Annotated in this window: 12 protein-coding genes; 6 read left to right on the top strand and 6 right to left on the bottom strand. The window is 72.0% G+C overall.

What is annotated here, in order from left to right:
• The coding region (locus APR04_RS29555; RefSeq protein WP_253878099.1) for a protein kinase family protein at window positions 1–821 on the top strand (821 nt) is incomplete at its 5' end.
• Here the strand turns inward: APR04_RS29555 and APR04_RS29550 are convergent.
• Entirely contained in the window at window positions 801–4,868 is a 4,068-nt protein-coding gene (locus tag APR04_RS29550; RefSeq protein WP_253878098.1) for a TM0106 family RecB-like putative nuclease, read from the bottom strand. The genes APR04_RS29555 and APR04_RS29550 overlap by 21 nt on opposite strands.
• 144 nt (window positions 4,869–5,012) lie before the next feature.
• Here APR04_RS29550 and APR04_RS29545 point away from each other — a divergent pair, with 144 nt between their 5' ends.
• Window positions 5,013–6,230: an excalibur calcium-binding domain-containing protein gene (locus APR04_RS29545; protein WP_253878097.1), complete on the top strand. Its 1,218-nt coding sequence runs from the start codon at window positions 5,013–5,015 to the stop codon at window positions 6,228–6,230.
• Window positions 6,231–6,355: 125 nt separating this feature from the next.
• Here the strand turns inward: APR04_RS29545 and APR04_RS29540 are convergent, their stop codons facing one another.
• The 4 genes from APR04_RS29540 to APR04_RS29525 all read right to left on the bottom strand — a co-directional run bounded on the left by APR04_RS29540 (window position 6,356) and on the right by APR04_RS29525 (window position 10,697).
• Window positions 6,356–7,699: a hypothetical protein gene (locus APR04_RS29540; RefSeq protein ID WP_253878096.1), complete on the bottom strand. Its 1,344-nt coding sequence runs from the start codon at window positions 7,697–7,699 to the stop codon at window positions 6,356–6,358.
• Between the two features lie 2 nt (window positions 7,700–7,701).
• Complete coding sequence (locus tag APR04_RS29535) at window positions 7,702–8,271, bottom strand: SigE family RNA polymerase sigma factor (protein WP_253878094.1); 570 nt, start codon at window positions 8,269–8,271, stop codon at window positions 7,702–7,704.
• Window positions 8,272–8,712: 441 nt separating this feature from the next.
• Entirely contained in the window at window positions 8,713–10,125 is a 1,413-nt protein-coding gene (locus APR04_RS29530) for a hypothetical protein (RefSeq protein WP_253878092.1), read from the bottom strand.
• Window positions 10,122–10,697 (bottom strand): SigE family RNA polymerase sigma factor, encoded by a 576-nt coding sequence (locus tag APR04_RS29525; RefSeq protein ID WP_253878090.1) that lies wholly within the window; start codon window positions 10,695–10,697, stop codon window positions 10,122–10,124. Before APR04_RS29525 ends, APR04_RS29530 begins: the two co-directional genes overlap by 4 nt.
• A 203-nt stretch (window positions 10,698–10,900) precedes the next feature.
• Here APR04_RS29525 and APR04_RS29520 point away from each other — a divergent pair, with 203 nt between their 5' ends.
• Both APR04_RS29520 and APR04_RS29515 read left to right on the top strand, forming a co-directional pair.
• On the top strand, window positions 10,901–11,710 hold the full coding sequence (locus tag APR04_RS29520) for a response regulator transcription factor (RefSeq protein WP_253878088.1): 810 nt from the start codon (window positions 10,901–10,903) through the stop codon (window positions 11,708–11,710).
• Window positions 11,707–12,732: a sensor histidine kinase gene (locus tag APR04_RS29515; RefSeq protein WP_253878086.1), complete on the top strand. Its 1,026-nt coding sequence runs from the start codon at window positions 11,707–11,709 to the stop codon at window positions 12,730–12,732. The genes APR04_RS29520 and APR04_RS29515 overlap by 4 nt, the downstream gene beginning before the upstream one ends.
• A gap of 15 nt (window positions 12,733–12,747) precedes the next feature.
• Here the strand turns inward: APR04_RS29515 and APR04_RS29510 are convergent, their stop codons facing one another.
• Window positions 12,748–13,455 carry an amino acid ABC transporter ATP-binding protein gene (locus APR04_RS29510; RefSeq protein ID WP_308292407.1) on the bottom strand — a complete coding sequence of 236 codons (708 nt, stop codon included), beginning with the start codon at window positions 13,453–13,455 and terminating at the stop codon, window positions 12,748–12,750.
• Between the two features lie 313 nt (window positions 13,456–13,768).
• Here APR04_RS29510 and APR04_RS29505 point away from each other — a divergent pair, with 313 nt between their 5' ends.
• Together APR04_RS29505 and APR04_RS29500 are read left to right on the top strand one after the other, a co-directional pair.
• Complete coding sequence (locus tag APR04_RS29505; protein WP_253878084.1) at window positions 13,769–14,038, top strand: hypothetical protein; 270 nt, start codon at window positions 13,769–13,771, stop codon at window positions 14,036–14,038.
• A 186-nt stretch (window positions 14,039–14,224) separates the two neighbouring features.
• Complete coding sequence (locus APR04_RS29500; RefSeq protein ID WP_253878082.1) at window positions 14,225–14,734, top strand: hypothetical protein; 510 nt, start codon at window positions 14,225–14,227, stop codon at window positions 14,732–14,734.
• Window positions 14,735–14,782: the final 48 nt, after the last annotated feature.

The raw sequence follows: 14,782 nt of genomic DNA, 5'->3' as shown, positions 1-14,782 counted from the left end.
AGATCATGACGACCAACTGGGTGATCGCGGGAGACCACGAGGGTTTCCCGTTGATGTACCACTGGCGAGTGCTATCCGACTCGGGCCAGCCACTCCCCGAGGAGCTGGCCGACGTGGAGCGAGCTGTCGCCTACTGGGGAGGCGGGTCGGGGATACGCCGCCGGATCGAGGCCCTGCAGCAGTCCTCGGCGAGCCTCATGCTGTTCCTGGAGTACATCCCGCAGAACCTGCACGACTGGCTGGGTGACCAGGTCGAGGCCGGTGGCGAGGCCGCCGAGCGGGCCTGCGCCATGGTGGAGGACGAGCTGGAAGCCGGCATCTCGTTCATGAACGCCCGTGGGCTGCTGCACTTCGACGCCCACTTCGAGAACATCCTGACCGACGGCAGGCGGCTCTTCTTCGCCGACTACGGCCTCGCGATCTCCTCCCGCTTCGAGCTCACACCCGGCGAGGCCGAGTTCTTCGACGAACACCACAGCTACGACCGGTACTACGCCTTCACGCACCTGGTGAACTGGCTGACCGTCGCTCTGTTCGGGTACGGACCGGAAGAACGCAAGGAGTTCGTGCGCTCCTGCGCCCAGGGTGTGGCCCCCTGTGGTGTCCCGGCGGCGGTCGCGGCGACCCTGGTCCGTCACGCGCCGGTCGCCGCAGTGGTGGGCGACTTCTATCGCCAGTTCCAGCGGGAGGGCCGGACAACGCCCTACCCGCTGGAGGCGATCCGCCGGATCGGACAGCAGCACGGTCCTGTGACCAGGCCATTCGCAGGACGGGACGGAGCGCGACGAGCGGCGGGCGGGTCAGGCGCCGATGAGGCGTAGGAATCCGCCGAGCTCCATGAGGCGGCGGACGCCGTCAGCGTCCAGGTCGCCCGGCAGGTAGTCGGTGAGCCGGGGTGATGAGATCACGACCGCTCGCCATTGCGCGCGCGAGACCGCCACGTTGATCCGGTTGCGGGACAACAGAAATCCCATGCCACGGGAGACGTCGTCGGGCGTCGAGGCCGCGAGCGTCAGGATCGCCACCGGCGCCTCTCGCCCCTGGAACATGTCGACGGTACCGACGGGTACCCCGCCGAGCCCGACAGCCCGCAACGCCTGGCACACCACGCGGACCTGCGCGTTGTATGCGGCGACCACCACGACGTCCTCAGGCCCGAGCGTGCGGGGCGGGCGGCCCCCGCCGGGTTCCCACGTCCGGCCGAGGACGCCCTGCACCTGTCGCACCACCTCGTCCGCCTCCTCGGGGGACGACGTCGAGTGCCCCTCGTGCGCGACCGGGACGTGCACCACTCCGGGCTGCACGCCGTCGAGCGAGCGTGTGGTCGTGACCGGGTTGGCCGAGAGCCGGCCGGCGTAGGAGAGCTGAGACACGGCGGCGCAGACCTCGGGGTGCATGCGCCACGACTCGGGCAGCAGGTAGCCGAGCCGGTCGGGCAGCACGGAGGAACCGGCTGCGAGCCAGGCGAGCGCCGACTCGTCGACCGGTTCGGGGTGCTTTCCCTGGCTGACCTGCGGAAGCTGCTGCGGATCACCGAGCAGCAGGAGACGCTGCGCGGACCGCCCGACCGCGATCGTGTCGGCGAGCGAGAACTGCCCCGCCTCGTCGATGACCAGCAGGTCGAGTCCCTCGTCGGGCCAGCGTTCGTGCGCGAAGTCCCATGCCGTACCACCCACGACACAGCCGCCGGAGCTGCTCGCCGCGCAGTCCGCGAGCTGGGCGCTCGTCAGCTCCCGCCATGGTCGGGCGACACTCTTCTCGGTGCCTTTCGCGCGCTGCTTCTTCGCCACCTGCTCGACGGGCACGCCCGCCTTGTCGACGATGGCGCTCAGCATGTTCTCGACCGCCGCGTGCGACTGGGCCACGACTCCCACCCTCCACCCAGCGCCCACCAGCTTGGCGACGACGTGCGAGCCGACGTGGGTCTTGCCGGTACCGGGCGGCCCCTGCACCGCGAGGTAGGAATGGTCCAGCCGCTCGACGGCCGTGTACACCGCCGCCTCGAGGTCGAGGCCGCCGGCGGCCTCGTGACCGAGCGCGGGCAGTGCTCCGCCGTTCTGTCCTGACCCTGTCGAAGGATGCGGTCCTGAGCCTGCCGAAGAGCCGACCAGCCGGGGCGGCCGCCTGCGCAGCAGGTCGACCGCGGCGCCGTCGGGCAGCGTGCGGTGCACATCCCAGGCCGCGAGCGCCCCACGAGCGGCCTCCTCGACCGCGCGCTCCTGCGCGTCGTGGGCAGGTCCGCGCTGCGGCGCGAGCGCGACGGGCGCCTGGTCGTGCGGCTCCGCTCCCCCGGACAGTCGCTCCCGCAGGACCACGACGTCGCGCCCGCGCGGGAGGTCCTCCCGCTCTTCGTCGGGCTCCCGAGCCTCCAGGATCACGCCGCCGGAGTGCTCACCCCGCACAGCCCGCGCCTCCAGCTCGCCGACGACGGGCGGCACCGGCTGGTCGTACAGCACGTGCACGGCGTCGCCGACGCCGAGATCGGACCCGTCGATCCGGGAACCGTCGAGCATGCGGCCCACCAGCTGGACCTCGCGTGAGGGAAGCCGATCCCGTCCCACCACGGCCCAGTCCCGCAGCACGGTCGAATGTTCCACGTGGAACGTCGACCGCCGACCGGGCCATTCGTCGAGCGGCAGCTCCAGCCGGGCGTAGTGCTCCAGCCAGAACGGCTTGTCCTCGCGCTGGTAGTAGCCGACGGCGGCACCCAGCAGCGCGAGCGCCTGCACCTCGAGCGACCGCTCCCCGCGGTCCTCCCCGACCCGCCGGGAGATCTCGTCGGCCAGCGCCAGCCGCCGGCCCCGCCCCTCCCGCCGAGCAAGAGCCCGCGGCGATTCCTCGCTCGGCACGCCCACAAGCTCGCCCCCGGGTGACCCCGTCGGCACCTCCGCTTCAACAGCTCCCCCGACGCCACCCCCACCCGCCCGCGCGGCCGACCCCCCACCCGAATACGGCGCACCATCCCCAGAAGGCGAGTCACCAGCAGAGGCCGTGGGGAGCGAGAATGCGCGCGCGGATGTATCTCTTCCCGAAGTGGAGGGCCCCCTGGGGCCCGTGAACGCATCCGCGCGCGCGTTCTCGCTCCCCACGGCCGACCCAGCCGAGGGAGCGGCAGACCCAACCGACGAAACCGACGACCGCGCAAACCTCAACCACTGCAGCAACCGCAACGTCGACCGGCAGTCGTACTCGTTGTAGTCCAAGATCCGTTGCTTCAGCTCCGGCGCCCGTTCCGCACCGTCAGCGGCCAGCTTCGCGTACTCCGCGTACTCGGTGACCGAGGCCGCCGCGCTCGTGACGCCCTCCCGTGCCGGGTCGTCCTGCATGTAGAGCGGCTCGAGCTTCTTGATCGACTTCGACCGGTTCGAGATGCGCAGGCACGACCGGACCACCGCGTACAGGTCGACCAGCACGCCGTCGCGCAGCAGCTGGTCCACCTCGTCCTCATACACCCCGTGTCGCGCCGCGATGGAGAGCAGGTGCGTCTTCTCGTAGGCCGCGTAGTGGTAGACGTGCAGGTCGGGGTATGTCTCGAGGCGAGCGTTGAGGTAGTCGACGAACTCGACGAGCGCGTCACGCTCCCCCGCCAGGTCGTCGGCCCAGAGCCCGTGGAACGGCGGGGTATCGTCGCCAGGGCCGGGGCGCTCGACCCAGCCGAAGAGGTAGTCGAGGCCCATGGCCGGCGCCTGGTCGCCGCCGGGCGGGCGCGCCGCCTCCCACAGGGGGTCACCCTCGAAGTCGAAGAACACGTCGCCGGGACTGGGTGGCGGAAGCCGGTCGATGGCCTCCGTCGCGACCAGCCGCCAGCGCAACCGCGCGTCGGGCCCGTCCGGGTCGACACCGTCGGGCAGCTGGTCGAGCCCGACCGAGCCGTGCCCCTCGTCGAGCCCCAGCTGGAGACGTGCCTGGGCGCGCAGTCCCTCGAACCGGCCGGCAGCCATGCCTTCGGGCGGCTCCTCGGCGAGCGCGAGCGCGTCGATGGTGGGGATGCCCGACGCCGAGAGCTTCGCCCGCTGCACCCCGTACACGCCACCGACGAGCAGGACGTCGCGGCCGGCGGCTGCCGCCTCCGCGCAGTCCGGGCAGCTGCGGAGCTTGCCGCAGGCCAGGTAGCGGTCGTCGGCCCAGCTCACCGTCGCGTCGTCGACCACGTGGGAGTCGAGGACCTCGACGAGCCGAGCGTGCCGCTTGCGGAAGACGGGCAGCAGGTCGGCGAGCCGGTGCGACGTGGTCTCCCCCGTGCCGAGCACGAGGTGCACCTCGGAGGTCGGGTCGATCCGCGCGTCCATCAGCTGGTTCGCGTACGCGGCGAGCTGGAGCAGCGCGCGGACCTTGGTGCGGCGCGCGAGCTTGGAGTCGTGGACGGCATACCGCGGCTGCGGTGTGCGCGTGCGAGCCCCGGCAGGCCGGTGCGTGGGTTCTGCCGCCAGGTCGCCGCCCTGCTCCATCTCGCCGAGCGGGTCGCGTACCAGGAAGTCGGCCCGGCCGTGGAACCTGCCGTCGAAGAACGAGGCCTGATAGACCACGTCGGCGCCCTGCTCCATCGCGGCCAGTGTGCGGCTGTGCGCGTCGACGAGCTCGTCGCGGGCCATCCGGCGCGCGGGCGAGACCTCGAGCACCCCGCCGGGGCGGCCGGCGTTCGCCGGGCCGAAGGCGCGGAGGTGACCCTCGAGGACGCGGCGCTCGTGGTCCTCACCCAGTGCGGCGGTGCGGGCGAGCATCGCGTCCTCCTCCCGCGCCCGCCGGGGGCTGCGGCCAAGGAGCTCGTCGAGTCGTCTCAGCAGGCGAAACTCGCACTCGCCCGCGATCACGAGGTCGCTTGCCGAGTGCACGAGAGTGCCGGCGTCGTCGCGCTCCAGGAGGAACATGCCCCCAGGTCTACCAGTGACCCCTGACACGAGCGCGCTACTGTCGTCCTCGCAGGCGGCAGATATGTCCGGTTCGACCCCTTGTTCTGGCGCCAACCCGCCTGGATGGCCGATAGTGGGGCCGACCGTATCGAAGGAGCAACCATGCCCGTGCGCTTCAACCCGCCTCCGGGTTGGCAGGTGCCCCCGGGATTCCGACCCGACTCCACCTGGGCTCCCGACCCGTCGTGGCCCCCGGCCCCGCCCGGTTGGAACTACTGGGTCGACGGACCCGACACGCCCCAGCCTGCGGCCGAGAACCGCGCCGCCGCGCCCCCAGCCCCTCCCGCACCGCCGACGCCCCCCGCACCACCCGGCTCCGGCCCTGTCCCCACCTCGACGACCGCCGGCCAGACGGACGCGGACACGAGGACCGTCGCGATCCAGGTGATCGACGGCGCGTCCGGCCGCCCGGCCCCCGGAGCTCCCGGCCTGTCCCCGGCGGACGCGATGGGCTCCACCATGACGATGGCGCCGATCGGCGCTCCCCCGGCTCCCGGCTCCCCCCGGCCCGGCTCCGGTCCCCAGCCGGTCTACCCGCCGCAGCCCGGCATGGCGCCACCGCCACCACCGCCGGACGCGCCGAAGAAGGGCCCCGCCGCGGGTGTCATGGCTGCCCTCAAGGGTCTGGGCGGCAAGGGGTCCGCCCCGTCGGCCGACTCACCATCGGCTGCCGGCCCTCGCCGGGGACCCGGACCGCTGAGCATCGACGACGCGCCCCGCTCCGGACCCGGCGCACCGATGGCCGCCGGTCCCGCACAGGTTGCGCCGGCGCCGGTCAGGCCACGCCCCGGTGCCTCCGGGCGGCAGGGCGGCTCACGCTCCCCTGGCGCCGGGCTCATGGTGGCCATCGCCGTAGCCGGGCTCGCGCTCGGCGTGATCATCGGCGTGGTCGTCACGGCTGGGCAGCAGGCCGACGCCAACCAGGCGATCACCGACGCCCAGACCCTCCGGTCGGAGATCGAGGCGGAGCGTGCCGACATCGATGCGCAGCGCACCCAGCTCAAGAAGCAGCGGAACGAGGTAGCCGAGCGCGAGCAGGCGCTGGGTGACCGTGAGGCTCAGCTGGAGGAGCGCGAGACCGCACTCGAGCAGCAGGAGCAACAGCAGCAGCAGGAAGAGCAGGAGGAGCAGGCAGAGGAACAGGACAACGACGGGAACGGAGACGGGAACGGGAACGGCGAGAACCCGGGCACCGTCTTCTACTGGAACTGCGACGCGGTCCGTGCCGCCGGTGCCGCCCCGCTCTCGAACGGTCAGCCGGGCTACCTGCCGCACCTCGACCGCAACGGCAACGGTGTCGCCTGCGAGGACGGCGAGTAGCCCCTCGCCCGAGAGGCCCGGTGCACAAGAGAACGGGCCGAGACAGATCCCCAGAATCTGCCTCGGCCCGCTCGGGTGTTCCCGGCCCACGCCATCTCCCCAGACGAGACGTGGACCGGGAAGCCTTACCCTCCGAAGATTCCCTCCAGGAGGTCACCGAGACCGAGGGGATCCTCGTCCTCGGGAGATGTGGTCGGCTCCTTGGTCGGAGCCGGGCTGGGCGTCACGTCGTCGGGCGGCGGCGCCGGCTCGCCCGCCGTGGAGGCGAGCTGCAGCGCTTCGCTCAGGTCGATCAGGCACAGCCGCCAGACGTCGGCGTCCACGCCCTTCGGCGTCTGCCAGAAGGACTCGCCCGTGAGCTGCGGAGGCGCCGTCCAGCCGGTGCCGGTGCGCTGCGCGACGCAGGTCTCCATCGCGCGGACCTCGTTCGCCTGCGCGTCCTCGACCAGCATCGGGACGAGCTCCGCGACCATGGGCGCTGGCTCTACGGCCTTCGGCTCGTCCACGGACTTGCCGGCGACGTCGTGGATGACCGCGCACTCCGGTGAGGTGCTGCGACACCACGAAGCGCTCCAGGTGTCCTGGTTCGCGTAGATGAACCCTCGCGGCTCCGCCGTCGTGCGATCCACCTGCAGGACCCGCATCCACACGCTGCCGTCGCCGAGCACGTCGAACGGCGTGACCCGGAGCGAGGCGCCTGCTTCTGGAGCAGCGGAACCCGGTGCCGCGTGCGCCCCCTGCGCGCCCGCGGCACCACCGGTCAGCGGGTCGTCGAAGACCAGGAACTGGTCCCCCTCCGTCGCCGCGGACGAGAAGCCGAACACGAGTGCCGGGCCGCCGTCGGACGGCAGGACCATCGCGTCGGACGTGACACCTCGCCAGAGCAACGTTCCACCGAGGTTCCCCTCGCGAAGATTCTCGAGGGCGGTGTCGCCACCAGCGAGCAGCTCCAGGTCGGTGGCACTGTGGCGCCCGTCGATCTTGGCCAGGGTCACCACCGCGAGATAGCGGTCGCCGCCCCCGGCGCCCAGTCCGAGATCGAGCACCACGGTGTCCCGGTCGACGCGGTACGACGCCGGCTCCGCCACCGTCCGCACGCCGGGCGCGAGGTCGGCGAGCTCCGTCTCCGGCTCCGGTGTCGGGATGTCCGTCGGCGACGGCGCCGGCGGCTCCACCTCGACCTCGCCCTCGTCGAGCGTCGAGGGCGGGACGTCCGTGGTCTCCACCGTGACCGGAGCACTGCTCCAGAGACCCGGGATACCCGGCAGCGCACCCGCGGCTCCCGCACCCGCGGTGGCGAGCGCCAGCGTGGAGGCCAGCGTCACGCCGGCCCGCCGGGTGGCGTGCTTGCGGCGGCTCGACCGCAGGACCCCGTCGAGATCCAGCGTCGACGCGGGTACCGCCGCGTGCGCCGACTGCCGGACCCGCGCGACGAAGTCGTCGTCGGCGGAGCCGTGGGGGATGTTCATGTTCATCGGGTTCCGCCCAGTGGATCGACATCGAGGATCGCGCGCAGGTGGGCGAGCCCGCGCGAGGCCGTGGACTTCACGGTGCCGAGAGGGATACCGAGCTCGCTCGAGACCTCGGACTCCGACAGGTCCAGCAGGTGACGCAGCACCACGACACGGCGCTGCTTCAGGGGAAGACGCAGCAGGGCACGGACGACGGCGTCGCGATCGTCCACGGAGCGCGTGGGCATCCGGGCCGCCGCGCGAGCGACGCGAGCGTCGTCCTGCGGCAGGTCGTCGGGGCCCGTCAGGACCTCGCGCCGCGTGCGGCGCCAGGCGTCGATCCGCAGGTTGGCGAGCACCCGCCGCGCGTAGACCAGCGGGTCGCCCGCCCTGGCCTTGTGCCAGTGGCGGTAGCACCGCTCGAAGGTCTGCTGGGTGAGCTCCTCCGCACGGTGCGCATCACCGCTCAGGAGGAACGCCATCCGGTGGAGGGGATCCTTGGCCTCCCGCATGAACACGGTGAACTCTTCGTTCTTCGAGATCTGTGCGTTCCTGCGCGCGTGAGTGGCCGTGGGCTGGTCTGTCCGCACGGGCAGCGAGGCTACGTCATCAGCACCCGCCGACCCACCTCGGACCAACCTGAACGGCCGGGTCGCGGGGACGGGATCGATCTTTTCCGGGACGCCGCCCGGAGCCGGTTCCGACGTTGTGGTGGATAGGGAGTCTGGGGTGTTCTGCTCGGTGGTCACGGTCTCCAGGTCGTCCGCAGAGCTGGAGTCGGCGCGCACGACGTACAGCGTCACGGGCTTGGGGACCCGGGACTCTGGCGCTGGTGCGCGCGGACTCGTGACTGTCACGAACGGAACACGGGCCAGCCGGGGCGAAGGTTCCATCGGGTTTCGCGGATTCTTTCGTGAGCCGCTGTGACCCCGGTCACCAGGCGACGACAGAGGCACGTGCCAGACACACCGATCACTCGCGTGACCTGCACGTCTGGCACGTGCCGGTGGCGGCGCGCCGGTCAGCGCCGGTCAGCGCCGGAAGTCCAGGGTCCCCAGGAAGGTGTGGAGATCCTCGAGGCCCTGCTCGGTGCCGTCGAACTCGACCACGAGGAACAGGTTCTCGCCCTGGTCCTCCTGATGGATGTAGATGTTGACCCAGTAGTAGTCGGCCGCACCGTCCGCGTTGTAGACGGTCGGCAGGACCTCGGCGTAGTCGGCGCCCGGGACGTCGATCATCTGGGACTGCGGCGCGTCCATGCTCCGGGTCCACCAGTTGCCACCGGGCTCGCCGCCCTGGACGTAGACCCGCTCGGGCCACTCCTGCTCCTGGGCCGCGACCTCCTTCTCCTCCTCGGAGGCGTCCCCCCACAGCTCGAGGGCCTCCGCGTCGACGCCGGGGTCCACGTGCGTGATCGTCGGACCCGTCCACTCGACGCCCGGTGAGAACTCACCCTTCGTCTCCTCGTCGACCCAGCCCTTCGGCAACGCGAACTTCAGGCCGTTGTGCTCGGTCCTGACCCAGTCCGCCGGGACCCCGCGCTCGATGGCGTGCAGGACCGGCGCCGAGAACTCCGGCTGGTACCAGTCGGGCTCGCCCACCTCCTTGAACCAGAGGTTGCCCACGAAGTTGCGCAGCATGGCGTCACCCTGCTCGTTCGCCGCGAAGCGGGTCTCGATGACCCAGCCCTCGTCGCCGCTGCGGAGCGTGATGGTCGCCGGACGGATGTCGCCCTCCGTCTCGTGCTGCTTGATGACGACGAGGTCCGCGCCCTCGATGTCGAGCGTCGTCGCACCGGAGTCCTTCCCCGGAACGGTCCAGTCCCCGACGTCGAACACGTTGCGCAGCTCGATGGTGGCGTCCATGTCGTCGATGGTGCCGGTCTCGCCGAGGCCGTCGGCCTCCGGATGCTCCGGGTCCAGCCATCCGGCGACCCCGCCCGCGTTGACGTCGCCGACAGCGATCCAGCCGCCCGCCGGCACCTCGTACCAGAGGCCGCCGAGGATGTACGGGGAGTGCGCCCCGTCCTCGACGACACCGCGCTCGACCCCCGGCAGCACCGGCAGCGTTCCCCCACCGGTCTCCAGGAAAGCGGTCGGAGCGGCCTCCGGCTCACCGCTCGGGCCGGCCGGAGCACTCGGGGTGGCCGACGGCGAGCCGCTCGCCGGAGGCGGCTCGACGGACGTCCGGTCCGTACCAGGCAGAGGCTGCTGCTGGTCGGCGTAGAGGGCGCCGGCCGCTCCGATGCCCACACCGGTGAGGGCGAGCACCGCGACGCCGGCGGTCGCAGCGACCGCTATCCGGCGCCGGCGCACGTTGCGGACCGCCCGCGTCGCCATGGCGACCGCGTCCAGCGACCGTGGCGGCTCGATGACGGAGCCTGCGGCGCGCAGGTCGGCGACCAGTGCCGCGTCCTGCTTCGCGTTGATGTCGTGCACGTTCATGATCGGCTCCCCCCGCCGTCGGGCACCACGAGGGTGCGCAGGCGCGCCAGGGCTCGTGAGGCAGTGGACTTGACCGTGCCGGCGGAGATGCCGAGCTCCGCAGCGGTGTCGGACTCGGAGCGGTCCAGGAGATAGCGCAGGACCACCACGCGACGCTGCTTGACCGACAGCGTCATGAGCGCGCGGACCAGGCGGTCCCGCTCGGCCAGCTCGGCGTCCGACGCCGGAGCGCTCCGCTCCCTGGTGTTGCTCGCCGGGTCGTCGGTGAGCACCTCGCGCCGGGTACGGCGCCACGTGTCGATGCGCGCGGTCGCGAGGACGCGACGCGCATAGGCGAACGGGTCGCCGTCGCCGACCTTCTTCCAGGCCTTGAACGTCCGCTCGAGCGCGAGCTGCACCAGGTCCTGCGCCCGGTGCTGGTCACCGCACAGCAGGTACGCGATCCGGTACAGCGCCGGGGTGCTGGTCTGCGCGAAGACCGTGAAGTCCGCGACCGGGTCGACGCCGCTCCGGATGACGGCGATCTCGTCGGTGCCCGGCTGCACCGCTGGACTCACCGCTACCTCGCTCATCCGGGACACCGCCCGGGGCTGTGGCCGGGGACGGGCCCCGGCGCTGGTTCGCGGTGCCGTGCGCGCCGCTTCGTGTACGTCATGCACCATAGACGCAGCCCAGGACCGCCGGGGTTCCGCTCTTTCCGAACGGGTTCTTACGAGATCCTGACGGCCCACCCACGGCACCGGGCACGCGCCGTCGCCGCCCGTACCCTTCAGAAGTGGCCAGAGTTCTCGTGATCGACGACGACGCCACCGTCGCCCAGGTGGTCGTCGCCTACCTGGAACGCGCCGGTGTGGTGGCCGAGCACGCCGCCGACGGCCCTGCCGCGCTGGCGGCCGCCGCCGCACACCCGCCCGACGCCGTGGTGCTCGACCTCATGCTGCCCGGCATCGACGGGCTGGAGGTGTGCCGGCGCCTGCGCACGGCCCGCGCGGACCTGCCGGTCCTGATGCTGACGGCCCGTGGCGAGGAGGAGGACCGCGTGCTCGGCCTGCAGATCGGCGCCGACGACTACGTGGTCAAGCCCTTCAGCCCGCGCGAGCTCGTGCTGCGGGTGCAGTCGCTGCTGCGCCGGGCGGGGGCCGCCGTCGGGCCCGCAGCGAGCGCCTCGGAGGCGCCGGCGGCGCCACTACCGGCAGGGGGCTCCGCGCCCGCCCAGCGGGCGGCAGAGGCCCTGCACGACGGCGACCTGCGCCTCGACCCGACGGCCCACCGCGTCGTCCGCTCCGGCACCGAGCTGCAGCTCACCGTGCGCGAGTTCGAGCTGCTGCGCTGGTTCCTCACCCACCCAGGGCAGGTGCACGACCGGGAGGCGCTCATGCGCGGCGTCTGGGGCTGGGAGCACGGCGACCGGTCCACGGTCACGGTGCACGTCCGCCGGCTGCGCGAGAAGGTGGAGGCCGACCCGTCCCGCCCGACGCGTCTGGTGACCGTCTTCGGCGTCGGCTACCGGTGGGACCCGACGCCGTCGGCCCCCGCGCCGTCCGCACCCGGGCCGTCCGCACCCGGGCCGAGGGGCGACGCGTGAACGACCTCGAGGGCGTGGTCCTGTCCGTCTCCGTCGCCGCCGTGGTGGGTGCCATGGGCGCCGTCGCGCTGTTCGTCCTCGCCAGGCACCGGGTGGCGCTCGCCGCCACCCTGGCCCCGCTCGTGGTGGTGGGCTCGGTGGCGGCAGGCGTCTACGCGAGCGCGCGGGCGATGTTCCTGTCCGGCACCGACTCGACGACCGTGCTGCTGCTCCTGCTCGCGACGGTACCGGTGGCGCTCGCCGTCGGCCTGGTGCTGACCGCTCGGATCCGTACCGTCACCACCCAGGCCGCCGCGGAGAAGGCGGCCGCGGAGCGCGACCGTGAGGTCGAGGTGCGGCGCCGCGAGATGGTGGCCTGGGTCTCGCACGACCTGCGCACCCCCCTGGCCGCGGTGCGCGCCCTCGCGGAGGCGCTGGAGGACGGCGTGGGACCGGTGGACGAGCACGTACCCCGCATCCTGGCGGAGAACCGGCGCATGGCAGCGATGGTCGACGACCTCCTGGCGCTCTCCCGTCTCCAGTCCCCCACGGCGACGCTGCGCCGCGAGCCGGTCGCCGTCGCCGACCTTGCCTCCGACGCTGTCGCGTCCACTCAGCCCCTGGCCGAGTCCGGCGGCGTGATCCTGGCCTGGGACGTCACCGACCCGGTGGTGACGTCGCTGGACGCCCAGCAGGTCGGGCGGGCACTGGAGAACCTTCTGGTCAACGCGATCCGGCACACGGGTCCCGGCGGCACGGTCCGTGTCGCGGTGGCGTGCGAGGAGGACGCCGCCGGCGCAGCCACCGTGGTGATCGCCGTCGAGGACGAGTGCGGCGGCATCCCGGAGGCGGATCTCGACCGCGTCTTCGAGGCGGGCTGGCGCAGCTCGGGCGCGCGCACGCCGGAGCGTGGGGAGAGCCCGGGAAGCGGAGCGGGCCTCGGCCTCTCCATCGTTCGTGGAGTGGCCGAGGCCCACGAGGGCACTGCGACGGTCGCCAACCTTGGCGGCGGCTGCCGCTTCACCCTCCGTCTCCCCGCCTGACCCGTCGGGTACGGGTCAGAGGACGTGGGACAGGAAGTCCTTCGTGCGGTCTTCCTGCGGGTCGTCCAGGACCGCACTCGGCGGCCCTGTCTCGACGATGACCCCGTCGTCCATGAACACGACGTGGTCGGCGACCTCACGGGCGAACCCGATCTCGTGCGTCACCACGATCATCGTCATGCCGGACTTCGCCAGGTCCTGCATCACCGACAGCACCTCGCCCACCAGCTCGGGGTCGAGGGCCGACGTCGGCTCGTCGAACAGCATGAGCTCCGGGTCCATCGCGAGCGCCCTGGCGATGGCGACGCGCTGCTGCTGACCACCCGAGAGCTGCGCCGGGTAGTGCTCCATCCGGTCGGACAGCCCCACGCGCTCGATGAGCTCCAGCGCGCGCTGCTTGGCCGCCTTCTTCGACATCCCCCGCACCTGCACCGGCGCTTCCATGATGTTCTCGAGCACCGCGACGATCTGGCTCAGCGTGACGCCGTCCGGGGCGGTATCGGTCTCGCCCACCGCGACGCTCTTGATCAGGCCATAGAGCCGGATCGGCAGCTCGCCGTCGTTGCCGCCGGACGGGTGGGCGGCCGGGACGCTCGCCGAGGCGGTGAACAGCACCCCCGCGGCGATCACCATGGCGACCGCTCCGGTCCAGGCGGGACGGACGAGCCTCCGCAGGCTGGTACGGAAGTTTCGCGGAACGAGCTCTTTCGCCTGGTCGTTCACGCGTCGCCCCCTCGGTCGGTGCGCCATCTCACGGTGCAGTACGTGCCCTTCGGATCCTTGCACAGGACTATCACGACGAGGTGAACTCAAGTGACGTAATTCTCAGCACTCAGGTGACCCGCTCTCCCGGAGGAGATCGGACAGCTCCGACATCGGTGACACTCCACGATGGCCTATGGTAACGATTCGGGCGTACAGCGCAATGAGGGCTTCCGGGTACATCTCGGATGCCCCACACTGGCCCGCGTCCGTACGGGCGCACCCGCGTCCGCAGTCGAGCGGCCGGAACAGTGGCCGTGAAAGGAAGTCCCTCATGACCGAGACCACCAGCGCACCTGCCGTCCAGGGCGCGGTCCAGGATCCGCAGGCGAACACCCTGGCCATCGTGGGCTTCATCCTTGCTTTCATCGCGCCACCGATCGGGATCGTCCTCTCGTGGATCGCCGTCTCGAAGGCCGGCAAGGCGGGTTTCGACAGCAAGCTCTCGAAGTGGGGCCTCGGCCTCTCGATCGTCTTCACGGTGCTGTACCTCGCACTGGTCGCCGCCGGCGTCTGGGCGGCGCTCGCCGTGCCGACCATGTGACCGAGACCGGCCCCGGCGTCGTACGACGCCCACCAGCGTCACCAGCAGCGCGGAGGCTGCCGCTCCCCGGGGGGCGGCGGCCTCCGCCGCTTCGACGGCCGGTGCTGGTCTATCCAAGACCATTCGGATACTCCACAATATGGCCTGACATTTGCCAACACCTCCAACCAGGGGAGCACCACCACCATGACCACGCCCGACACCACGACGCCCGAGGCCGCTGTCGACGAGAACGCGGCGGCGACCGCCACCAAGGTCGTGGAGACAGAGCCTGCCGCGTCGGAGGTGACCTCCGAGGCGAAGGCCGGGACCGAGGCATCGGTCGCTGAGGCACAGGCCGTGGCCACCGAGACCCCAGTCGCGGCGACCCCCGCGGAGGCCGTCACCGAGGCGGCCGTGGCCGTGGCCACCCCTGCCTCGACCGAGACCGCCGTCGTCGTCCCGGCCACCTCCGCCGAGGCCGTGGAGGAGGACCCGCAGACCACGGTCTTCAGCCTCCTCACCTTCTTCCTCGCCGCGCTGCCGGTCATCGGCGTCATCCTGAACGCGATCGCCGTCGCCCGCGCCGGCAAGGAGGGCTTCGACCTGTGGCTCGCACGCTGGGGCCTCGCGCTCGCCATCATCGAGACCATCGGCGCCCTTGCCCTGGTCGGCCTCGGCTACTACCTGGGCATGCTGACTGCCGGCACGGTCTGAGCCGGCCGACCCGGCAGGCCCGCCTGCCGAGACCCAGCTGTCCCAGAC

The sequence above is a fragment of the Promicromonospora umidemergens genome (assembly GCF_024171995.1).
In the GTDB taxonomy this organism is placed as follows: Bacteria; Actinomycetota; Actinomycetes; order Actinomycetales; family Cellulomonadaceae; genus Promicromonospora; species Promicromonospora umidemergens.
Note: the sequence above shows the minus strand (reverse complement) of the source record. Positions and strands in the feature narration are given on the sequence as shown.